This window comes from Streptomyces sp. NPDC127084 (genome assembly GCF_042724175.1).
Classification (GTDB): domain Bacteria; phylum Actinomycetota; class Actinomycetes; order Streptomycetales; family Streptomycetaceae; genus Streptomyces.
In genome coordinates, this window is sequence record NZ_JBHXFA010000197.1 from 1 (window position 1) to 10281 (window position 10281).

10 protein-coding genes and 2 tRNA genes are annotated in these 10281 nt (G+C 68.8%); 7 read left to right on the top strand and 5 right to left on the bottom strand.

The genetic code is table 11. The features are described 5' to 3' along the window. Nucleotides 1-43: 43 nt before the first annotated feature. Entirely contained in the window at nt 44-1519 is a 1476-nt protein-coding gene (locus ACFWI9_RS30215) for an amino acid permease (RefSeq protein ID WP_387167214.1), read from the bottom strand. A gap of 204 nt (nt 1520-1723) precedes the next feature. Here ACFWI9_RS30215 and ACFWI9_RS30220 point away from each other — a divergent pair, with 204 nt between their 5' ends. Together ACFWI9_RS30220 and ACFWI9_RS30225 are read left to right on the top strand one after the other, a co-directional pair. After that, nucleotides 1724-2218 carry a ribose-5-phosphate isomerase gene (locus ACFWI9_RS30220; protein WP_387167217.1) on the top strand — a complete coding sequence of 165 codons (495 nt, stop codon included), beginning with the start codon at nt 1724-1726 and terminating at the stop codon, nt 2216-2218. Next, nucleotides 2218-3039, top strand: coding sequence for an Fpg/Nei family DNA glycosylase (locus tag ACFWI9_RS30225; RefSeq protein ID WP_387167220.1), 822 nt, complete (start codon nt 2218-2220; stop codon nt 3037-3039). The genes ACFWI9_RS30220 and ACFWI9_RS30225 overlap by 1 nt, the downstream gene beginning before the upstream one ends. A gap of 196 nt (nt 3040-3235) precedes the next feature. Here ACFWI9_RS30225 and ACFWI9_RS30230 read toward each other — a convergent pair whose 3' ends face one another. Further along, entirely contained in the window at nt 3236-4465 is a 1230-nt protein-coding gene (locus ACFWI9_RS30230) for a GNAT family N-acetyltransferase (protein ID WP_387167223.1), read from the bottom strand. 141 nt (nt 4466-4606) lie between these two features. On the opposite strand from ACFWI9_RS30230, the gene ACFWI9_RS30235 reads away from it, so the two are divergent. Together ACFWI9_RS30235 and ACFWI9_RS30240 are read left to right on the top strand one after the other, a co-directional pair. Then, nucleotides 4607-5749: a PP2C family protein-serine/threonine phosphatase gene (locus tag ACFWI9_RS30235; protein ID WP_387167225.1), complete on the top strand. Its 1143-nt coding sequence runs from the start codon at nt 4607-4609 to the stop codon at nt 5747-5749. Between the two features lie 14 nt (nt 5750-5763). Then, the gene (locus ACFWI9_RS30240) at nt 5764-6237 is read left to right on the top strand and encodes an HD domain-containing protein (protein WP_387167228.1); all 474 of its coding nucleotides are present in this window, start codon (nt 5764-5766) and stop codon (nt 6235-6237) included. On the opposite strand, the gene ACFWI9_RS30245 is transcribed toward ACFWI9_RS30240, so the two are convergent. Further along, on the bottom strand, nt 6161-7495 hold the full coding sequence (locus ACFWI9_RS30245; protein ID WP_387167231.1) for an acyltransferase family protein: 1335 nt from the start codon (nt 7493-7495) through the stop codon (nt 6161-6163). The genes ACFWI9_RS30240 and ACFWI9_RS30245 overlap by 77 nt on opposite strands. 390 nt (nt 7496-7885) lie before the next feature. Between ACFWI9_RS30245 and ACFWI9_RS30250 the strand changes: the two genes are divergently transcribed. Next, the gene (locus tag ACFWI9_RS30250) at nt 7886-8080 is read left to right on the top strand and encodes a hypothetical protein (protein ID WP_387167233.1); all 195 of its coding nucleotides are present in this window, start codon (nt 7886-7888) and stop codon (nt 8078-8080) included. 3 nt (nt 8081-8083) lie between these two features. Here the strand turns inward: ACFWI9_RS30250 and ACFWI9_RS30255 are convergent, their stop codons facing one another. Both ACFWI9_RS30255 and ACFWI9_RS30260 read right to left on the bottom strand, forming a co-directional pair. Then, nucleotides 8084-8272 carry a hypothetical protein gene (locus ACFWI9_RS30255; RefSeq protein WP_387167236.1) on the bottom strand — a complete coding sequence of 63 codons (189 nt, stop codon included), beginning with the start codon at nt 8270-8272 and terminating at the stop codon, nt 8084-8086. Between the two features lie 85 nt (nt 8273-8357). Further along, a tRNA-Gly gene (locus ACFWI9_RS30260) sits at nt 8358-8428 on the bottom strand. 190 nt (nt 8429-8618) lie between these two features. Here ACFWI9_RS30260 and ACFWI9_RS30265 point away from each other — a divergent pair. Next, a tRNA-Pro gene (locus ACFWI9_RS30265) sits at nt 8619-8695 on the top strand. 184 nt (nt 8696-8879) lie between these two features. After that, nucleotides 8880-10262 (top strand): trigger factor, encoded by a 1383-nt coding sequence (gene tig, locus ACFWI9_RS30270; protein ID WP_387167239.1) that lies wholly within the window; start codon nt 8880-8882, stop codon nt 10260-10262. Nucleotides 10263-10281 lie beyond the last annotated feature (19 nt).

A 10281-nucleotide genomic window follows, 5' to 3' on the forward strand; every position in this document is an offset into this window, starting at 1 on the left:
GAGTAGCGGGACGGGGCTCCGGGCCTTGGCAGGGGTACGGTCCTCAGACTTCGACCGAGTCCCGCGGGGTGTCCGCGGTGGCGGGCACGGCCGCCGGCCGGCCCTTGCCCATCCGGTCGCGCGCCACGCCGACGGCCACCACGAAGGCCGCCACCAGCACCGAGAGCAGCACGACCTCGCGGTTGGCCTCGTCGAAGAACATGTAGCCGATGACGAAGGCGATCATCGCCGCGGTCGCCCACGTCAGATACGGGAACAGCCACATCTTCACCGTCAGCTTCTCCGGCGCCTCGCGCTTCAGGATCCCGCGCATCCGCAGCTGGGTGAAGCAGATCACCAGCCAGACGAAGAGCGCGACCGCACCCGAGGAGTTCAGCAGGAACAGGAAGACGGTGTCCTTGTTCGTGTAGTTGAAGATGACGGCGACGAAGCCGAAGACGACCGAGGCCAGGATGGCGATGACGGGCACGCCACGGCTGCTGGTCTTCGCGAAGGCCTTCGGGGCGTCACCGCGCTCGCCCAGGGAGAACGCCATCCGCGAGGCGGTGTAGAGGCCCGAGTTCAGGCAGGACAGCACGGCGGTCAGCACGATCACGTTCATGATCTGGCCGGCGTGCGGGATGCCGATGGAGTCCAGGGCCGCGACATACGAGCCCTTCTCCACGATCGACTCGTCATTCCACGGCAGCAGGGTCAGCACCACGAAGATCGAACCGAGGTAGAAGACCGCGATCCGCCAGATCACGCTGTTGGTGGCCTTGGTGACCGCGCGCCGCGGGTCCTCGGACTCGCCGGCGGCCAGGGTGACGATCTCGCTGCCCATGAAGGAGAACACGACCATCAGCACACCTGTGAGGATCGCGCCCGCGCCGTTGGGCAGGAAGCCCCCGGCGTCGGTCAGGTGCGCGAAGCCCGCGCCGGGGTTGTCGGAGCCGGGCAGTACGCCGAACACGGCCAGCAGGCCGATGACCACGAAGGCGCCGATGGCGACGACCTTGATACCGGCGAACCAGAACTCGAACTCGCCGTAGGACGCCACGGAGGCGAGGTTGGTCACCGTCAGCACGGCCATGACGATCAGTGCCCAGGCCCACTGCGGCACGGCCGGGACCCAGCCCTCCAGGATCACCGCGCCGGCGGTGGCCTCGACCGCCAGCACGACGACCCAGAAGAACCAGTACAGCCAGCCGATCGAGAAACCGGCCCAGCGGCCGAGCGCGCGGTCTGCGTATGCCGAGAAGGAGCCCGAGTTGGGGCTCGCCGCGGCCATCTCGCCGAGCATCCGCATCACGAAGACGACCATCGCGCCGACGAGTACGTAGGACACGAGGATGGCGGGACCGGCCTTGGCGATACCGCCGGACGAGCCGACGAACAGTCCGGCGCCGATCACGCCGCCGATGGCGATCATGGAGAGATGGCGGTTCTTCAGCCCGGCCTTGAGGCCGTCGGAAGGCTGCGGATTACCGGGTTCACCGGTGGTTACGCCTGCCTTTGTAAGGGTCGGCTGGGGGTTCATGGACGATTCCTTACGTGTACGGGTCGCTCGGGTGACGAGCCCCCGCATTCAAGCCGGTGACCCGCCAATACGGAAGACCTCATTCCGGATCGTGACGCGGGCCACGTGGTCCGCCTTCCGTCCGAGGGGCCGGGTCATCCGACAGGGCCCGTGCGCCGGACCCCGCTGACGCCTGCCCGGCTTCGCGCGTGCCACACTCGGACCATGCGCGTGTACCTCGGCTCCGACCATGCCGGTTTCGAACTCAAGAACCACCTTGTCGAGTGGCTCAGGGCCCATGGCCACGAGCCCGTGGACTGCGGTCCCCACATCTACGACGCCCAGGACGACTACCCGCCGTTCTGCCTGCGTGCCGCCGAGCGGACCGTCGCGGACCCGGACAGCCTGGGCATCGTGATCGGCGGTTCCGGCAACGGCGAGCAGATCGCCGCGAACAAGGTCGAGGGCGTACGTGCGGCCCTCGCCTGGAGCGAGCAGACCGCTGCTCTCGGTCGTGAGCACAACAACGCCAACGTGATCGCGGTCGGCGCCCGGATGCACTCCGAGGACGAGGCGACCAAGTTCGTCGAGATCTTCCTCAACACCCCCTACTCGGGTGAGGAGCGTCACACCCGCCGCATCGAGATGCTCGCCCGCTACGAGACCACCGGCGAGCTCCCCCCGATCCCGGCGCACCACCCGCAGGAGCCGACCGCCTGATGCCCGAGGGGCACACCATCCACCGACTGGCCGCCGACTACCGGGAACGGTTCGGCGGCCGGTCCGTGCGGGTCACCAGCCCGCAGGGCAAGTTCAGCGACTCAGCGGCCCTGCTCGACGGCACGGTGCTGGAGCGCACCCAAGCCCACGGCAAGCATCTGTTCCTCGGCTTCGGCGGCTCGGGCGGTGCCGGCGAGTGGGTGCACATCCACCTCGGGCTCTTCGGCAAGGTCGCCTTCGGCGACGCCCCCGCCCCGCCGCCCACCGACACCGTGCGGTTGCGGCTCGCCAACCCCGAGTCCTACGTCGATCTGCGCGGCCCCACGGCCTGCGCCCTGATCACGGACGGCGAGAAGCGAGCGATACACGCCCGCCTCGGCCCCGACCCCCTGCGCCCCGAAGACGGCCCGGACCACGCCTGGGCCAGAATCTCCCGGTCCCGTACGTCCATCGCGGCACTGCTGCTGGACCAGAAGGTGATCGCGGGCGTCGGCAATGTCTACCGCGCCGAAGTCCTCTTCCGCCACGGTATCGACCCTTACCGGGCGGGCAGGGACCTCACCGAACGCGAATGGGGAGCCATCTGGACGGACCTGGTGGCGCTGATGCGCGAGGGCGTACGCCACAACCGGATCGACACCGTGAGGCCCGAGCACACCCCCGAGGCCATGGGCCGTCCACCGCGGGTGGACGACCACGGCGGTGAGGTCTACGTCTACCGCAGGGCCGCGTTGCCCTGCCACATCTGCGGCGGCGAGATCCGCACCGCCGACCTCGCCGCCCGCAACCTCTTCTGGTGCCCGGGCTGCCAGCCCCGTTAGGCCCAGTCCGCCCCGGTCGGACGACCGCCGTAGCCCGGCTCTCCGGCTGGGCCGGTCGCGATCAGGGCCGGCGCCGGGCGCGGACTGCGCTGAAACCCGGTCCGTCCGGCGGGCGTTGGCGCCGCCTGGTCGGCCGGGTACGGCACAAGGCGTAGCCCGGACCTGTGCGGACCAGTGGCACTGACGGGACTACTCCTCAGAAACCGTGCGGCAGCCACGGCGCCGGGTCCGAGCCGAAGGCGAGTGAAGCCACCGCCAGCGCGCCCTCGCGCAGTTCGCGCACCCGGCCGGCGCCCGCCAGCGAGGACAGCGACACACCGCCCAGATAGGCGGCACCCAACTCCGCCACCGACAGCGTCAGATCCGGCGCGTCCGCGGTCCGTTCGCACGACGCGCCCTTCGCGTCACCGGTCAGCCGCCAGCGCCCCTCGTTCCAGGGGCAGAACGCGTCCGCCACCTCGAAGACCACGTCCACCGGCACCTGGTACGTACGCGCCGCCAGCGCGGTGCCCACATCCACCAGCCGTACGTGCAGCGAGTCCCGTGTCCGCACACCGCACCGCCTGATGTCGCTGACCATGCCCAGCAGCGGATCGTCCACCGGCCTGTTCCTGGCGTGCACGGTCGACGTCAGGTCGATGTCGCAGACGAAACGCCACAGCGCCGCGTACGCGGCCGGGTCCAGCGCGTCGATCTGCCGCACGGTGATCGAGCCTTCCGGCCCCGACGCGCCCCACTGCGGCTTGTTGTGGAACCGGACGAACCCGACCACCTCGCCGTCCCGTTCGGCCAGCACACACTGCATCCGCGACGCGCCGTCCCGCTCGGACGGCGGGTCCAGCAGCGGCAGCCGGTCCCAACCGGGCGTCCGCGCGAACATTCCGGGCCGTACGCCGATAGTGCGGCGGTAGATCCGCTCACATACCTCCGCGGCATCCGCCACCGGAGCGAACCGCAGCCGTATTTCGTCCGTCCCCGCGGGCGCGGCGATCCGCACCCGGCTGCTGTCGATCTCCAGGTTCATCTGATGCGCGGCGATCCCGTATCCGAAACGCCCGTAGATGGCGGGCTCCGACGCCGTCAGCACCGCCAGCGGCTCACCCCACTCACGCACGTCGTCCAGCTGGCGCCGCATCATCGAGGTGAGCAACCCGCGCCGCCGGTGCGTCGCGGCGACGCTGACCATCGTCACCCCGGCCGCGGGCACGAACACACCGCCCGGCACCGACATCCGGAAGCTGAACGCGCCCGCGGTGCCGACGCACTCGTCACCGTCCCACACCCCGATCGAGCGATCGACCTCGGTCAGCTCGCGGTACAGCTCACGCTCCTCCCGGGTCTCCAGGACACCGCCGAAAGCGAGCTCCAGCCTCCCGTACCAGTGATCCCACTCCGACCGGTCCAGCACCCGTACAACCGTTGTCATATGCCATGCGTACCAGGGCGCCGCATTCCGTCGCGACCCGATTTCACGCGCAATGTCTTGTGCACCGCCCCGTCTACGTCTTCGGGGGCTTCGGGGGTCCCCCCTGCACGAGGGCCGCGCGGATGGATAGGGTCCACGTCGATGGCACGTGGCGCAGCAGGTTCGATCGCGGCCCGGCTGCGGAGGTCCGCCCGCCGGGTCCGCACCGCGCTGCGCAAATCCGGAGTCGACTACTTCCGCGGTGACGGCTCCGACTGGATCGCCTTCGTGGGCCTGCTGCTCACCATCCCGGCGATCGCCTGCGGCACCATCGCCATGCCGGTCTGGTTCGCCCCCACCGCGATGGTGCTGCCCATCGTCGCGGGCGGGGTGCTGCTGCGGCCCGCGAGCCTCCTCGGGCTCTACGCGACGGCGGCCGGCGCGCTGATCATCGAGTCGGTCACGCTCGGACCGTATCTGGACGGACCCGCACGGGTCACCCCCGGCACCGTGCTGGTGGTGGCGGCCTGCGGGCTGTTCGGACTGCTCATCGCGCAGTTCAGGGCCCGCGTCGGCGTGCCCTGGCGGCGCGGCGGAACCATGCTGTTCGACCTGCGTGAACGCATCCGGGTCCAGAGCGCGCTGCCCAGACTGCCCAAGGGCTGGCACCACGAGATGGCCCTGCGCCCGGCCGGCGGCCAGTCCTTCTCCGGCGACTTCGTGGTCGCGGCCCGTACCAACGGCGGCCGTACGCTCGAAGTCGTCCTCACCGACGTGTCCGGCAAGGGCATGGACGCGGGCTCACGCGCCCTGCTGCTGTCCGGGGCCTTCGGCGGCCTGCTCGGTTCCCTCCCGCCGCACGGCTTCCTGCCCGCGGCCAACGCCTATCTGCTGCGCCAGGACTGGGACGAGGGCTTCGCGACCTCCATCCATCTGGTGCTCGACCTGGACTCGGGCGACTACGAACTCCTCTCCGCGGGTCATCTGCCCGCCCTCCAGCTCAACGCGGGCACGGGACGCTGGGAGGAGAAGACCGCCGACGGGCCGCTGCTCGGTGTGTACGACGGTGCCCAGTTCGACCCCGTCAAGGGCTCGCTCCAGCCCGGCGACGTGCTGATGCTCTTCACGGACGGACTGGTCGAGGCATCCGACCGCGATATCGCGGAGGGCATGGACCGGCTGACGGGCGAGGCCGACCGCTATGTCGCCACCGGGTTCGAAGGCGCCGCCTGGCATCTGATCGAGGCGGTCGCCAAGGACGTCAACGACGACCGGGCCCTGCTTCTGCTGCGCCGCGAAGCCTGAACAGGGTCGGGCGCATGCCGTATCTCACCCTGACCGAGGTCGAGTCGATCGCCCGCGCGGCCCATGCCGCACAGCGGGACAAGGCGGGCCGCCCCTACACCGAGCACCTCCAGGCCGTGGCGGACGGTGTACGGGCCCGTGGCGGCACCGACGAGCAGATCGCGGCGGCCTGGCTGCACGACGCCATCGAGGACCACGCGCTGAGTCGCGACTGGCTGGCCGCCGCCGCGCTGCCGGGGTCCGTCAAGGAGATGGTCCTGGCCCTCACCAAACGCGCTGGTGAGCCGCTCGCCGACTACACCCGCCGCATCCTCACGACCCCCGGCGCCCTCCTCGTCAAGGAGGCCGACCTCGCCCACAACGCGGACCCGGCCCGCCTCGCCGTACTGGACGAGGCGACCAGGTACCGGCTCACCGACAAGTACGCGACGGTACGGCGGTTGCTGGGGCTGACGGCGACTGGGAACGCGACGACGGCTGACGGGTGACCGCCCGGCCGTTCTGGTCGCTCCGGGCGTCCCGGCTCTTGCGGTCCTCCCGGCGGAAGGCCCAGGACAGATCGGGCTCCGTCGCCCACCGCAGGGCCCGCCGCACCGGCGGCGTGCAGAGCAGTGTCACGGCGACGGCGATGGCCAGCGTCAGGGAGATCTCCCCGGCCGGTGTGGCCAGCCATGGGTATTGGGGGACCAGATCCCGCCAGTCGATGGTCTTCACCAGGAAGCCGTGCAGCAGATAGCCGCAGATGGTGCCCGCGCCGAGCGCGGTGAACCAGGTGCGCCGGCGCGGCACCCAGGCCAGGAAGGCGGCGGTCAGCAGCATCGAGCACACGAACAGCGCGGGTGTCATGACCAGCCCCGCCCACCAGGGAGCGTCCAGGTCCTCGGCGCCGGCCGAGTGGTAGAACCAGCCCATCCGGATGTGCGGTGCCACCGCGTAGGCGAAAGCGGCGGCACCGGCGAACACGGGCAGGGCCAGCAGCCGCACCTCGCGCCTGCGCACGATCTGGAAGTGCTCCGGCTTCAGCAGCAGCCCCACCACGAAGAACGGCAGGAACTGGAGGATCCGCTGGAGGTCGAGATCCTGCCCGATGCCCGAGGTCAGCGAGCCGAGCGCGGCGATCACCAGCGCGATAGGCAGCGGGTGGCGCAGCGAACGCCACAGCGGGGTGGACAGCCGCCAGACGAACAGGGCGATCAGGAACCAGGTCAGATACAGCGGGTCCGTCATGCTGAACGGGTAGCCGGGATCGTCATCCGCCCAGCGTTTGAACAGCGTGTACGCCACCTCGAACACCAGGTACGGCACCACGATCCCGCTGACCAGACGCTTCAGCTGGTCCGGCCGGGCGGTGAAACTCCGTGAGAAGTAGCCCGAGATGATGATGAACGCCGGCATGTGGAAGGTGTAGACGAGCATGTACAGCGCCCGCGTGGCGCGACTGCCCTCCATCACCGGCTCCCAGGCGTGCGCCATGGCCACCAGCACGATCGCCAGGTACTTGGCGTTGTCGAAGTAGGGGTCGCGTCTGGTGCCCTTGGACGGCTCCTGCGCCGGATCAGCCGCCACCTGCGCGGCTGCCGGGCTCGGCGTCGCCGAGGACGGCGTCGTCGGTGTCGCCGCTGTCCGCGGTGTCCGCGGTGTCGGCGGTGTCGTCGCTTGTGTCACGTTCGCTGCGGGGACGGGTTCCGGATCCCGGGAAGCCTCGGGCGACCGGTTCCTCCGCAATGCATTCGGAGCCTGGAACATTCGAGGCACCCTAGCTCGCCTTATCGGATTACGTAAAACATGCTCGCCGATTTTCTCAATTCGTTCCCGAAGTCACCGGCGAACGCCCTGTATACCCTGGTTTATCCGTCCCAAACGGGACAATCCACCCACCCTGACGATCACTCCGAAAACATAGGTGAATTAACTCACCAGTATTTCTTGAATTTCTCGTGACCGGGTCGTGTGCATTTAGCGGAAGCGGGTATACGGGGAGGGCGGGCTGTGCGCCAGGCCGGACCACTCGTCCGACGGTGCGTCAGCCGGCATCCGCCGCCCGGTGGTTGGTGGCACGATGGGGTTGGCAGGGGGTGTGCTGGGCCGCATGCTCCCCCTGTGGGCCAGGTGGACCGACCGAGGGTGTGATCAGTTGTGGCCATTTCGCTGTCTGTGGTGCTGCTGTTGGCGATCATCCTCGTAGTGATGATCCGCGGCGGTTCGATCAAGGCCGGGCCCGCGATCGTCGCAGCGCTGTTCGGTTTCTTCCTGGCCTCGACGGGCATGGCGCCGTCGATCAACAACTTTCTCGACTCCATAGCGGACTCGATCAATGCGATCAAATTCTGACGCTCAACGCTTCTGAGCCCTGAACCGCTTGAGCAGGACGGCGATCCTGGCCTGATCGGAGGCGCCGTTGAGTTCCGCCAGCAGATCGTCAGGGCACAGCTCGTAGTGGTCGCCCCACCAGCGCTGCCCCCTGTTGTCCCAGATGCGGTAGCCGCCTGGCACGCCCCTGGCTACGTATCGCCGTCTGCCCACGCTCCACCCCGTCGCCCCGCGTGATCGGAAACGCCTCAGGGCCAGGTAGAGGAATCGACCTCTGACCTGGCCCTGAGTCATCAAGAGCGGGCGACGGGAATCGAACCCGCGTAGCTAGTTTGGAAGACTAGGGCTCTACCATTGAGCTACGCCCGCGAGGACCGTGCAGCAGTCGCCTACGAAGGTCGTGGGCGCCGCGGCACGAAGAGCATCGTAGCGGGTCCGTGCCGGTGACCGCACACCCATTCCGTCCATGGCGCGTGCGACTGGCACTCCGAGGCGACGCGTGTGCCTAAAGGGATCTGAGCACGGCCTTCGGCCATGTACCCTACGTGTCGCACCGAAACGGGGTGTGGCGCAGCTTGGTAGCGCGTCCGCTTTGGGAGCGGAAGGCCGTGGGTTCAAATCCCGCCACCCCGACCAGTACGTACACCTCTCAGGGTCACGTTGTGGGGCTCGTCCCGCTTGCGGTTACTATGCAAGCTGCGTGCCCGTGTGTCTGACGAGTGTCTGAAGAGCCGGGCCCGATCCGCTGAGCCGCCGCCGGACCACGCGCCGGGATGAGTCCAGCAGACCCCCAGTATTCAGCCACCAAGGAGACCGAACCGTGAAGAGCGCCGTAGAGACCCTGAACCCGACCCGGGTTCGGCTCACTGTCGAGGTGCCCTTCGAGGAGCTCAAGGCCAGCCTCGACGCGGCGTACAAGAAGATCAACCAGCAGGTCACGGTCAAGGGCTTCCGTAAGGGCAAGATCCCGGCCCGGGTCATCGACCAGCGGTTCGGCCGTGCTGCGGTGCTGGAGGAGGCCGTCAACGACGCCCTCCCGAAGTTCTACACCGAGGCCGTCAACGAGGCGGAGATCAACCCGCTCGGTCAGCCCGAGGTCGACATCACCGAGCTGAAGGACGGCGAGACGCTGAACTTCACCGCCGAGGTCGACGTCCGCCCCGTCATCGAGATCCCGGACTACTCCGGCATCGAGGTCGAGGTCGACGTCATCGAGGTCAGCGACGAGGACGTCGAGAAGTCCGTGGAGCAGCTCCGCTCCCGCTTCGCCTCCACCTCTCCGGTCGAGCGTGCCGCCGCCGAGGGCGACGTCGTGACCGTCGACCTCGAGGCCAAGGTCGACGGCGAGGTCCTCGCGGACGGTGTCGCCGACGGCGTGCAGTACACCATCGGCTCCGGCGAGCTGCTCGAAGGCATCGACGAGGCTGTCACCGGCCTCGAGGCCGGTGGCGAGGCCACCTTCACCTCCGAGCTGAAGGGCGGCTCCGCGCAGGGCAAGGAGGCCGAGGTCACCGTCAAGGTCACCCAGGTCGCCGCCCGTGAACTGCCCGAGCTGGACGACGAGTTCGCGCAGATGGCGAGCGAGTTCGACACCCTTGGGGAGCTGCGGGCCGACAGCCGCAAGCGCCTGGAGAACATGAAGCAGTACGACCAGGCCACCCAGGCCCAGGAGCGCGTCCTGGAGAAGCTCCTGGAGCTGGTCGAGGTCCCGATCCCCGAGAAGCTGCTCGAGGACGAGGTCAACACCCGCAAGCACAACCTGGAGCACCACCAGCTCGGCCAGATGGGTCTCGACCTCGCCAAGTACCTGGAGATCCAGGGCAAGTCGGCCGAGGAGTTCGACGCCGAGACCACGGAACAGGCGATCAAGGGCATCAAGACCCAGTTCGTCCTGGACGAGCTGGTCTCCAAGGAGAAGCTGAACGTCAGCCAGGAGGAGCTCACCGAGCACCTCATGCGCCGCGCCGCCTCCTCCGGCATGTCCCCCGACCAGTTCGCCCAGGCGATCGTCGAGGGCGGCCAGGTCCCGATGCTCGTGGGCGAGGTCGCCCGCGGCAAGGCCCTCGCCACGGTCGTCGAGGCCGCCACGGTCAAGGACACCAACGGTGAGATCGTCGACCTGGGTGACGACGAGGACGAGGCCGAGGAGGCCGCCGAGGCGTCCACCGGCGACGCCGAGGGCACCGAGAAGACCGAGGCCTGAGCCAGTCTCTTATAAACAA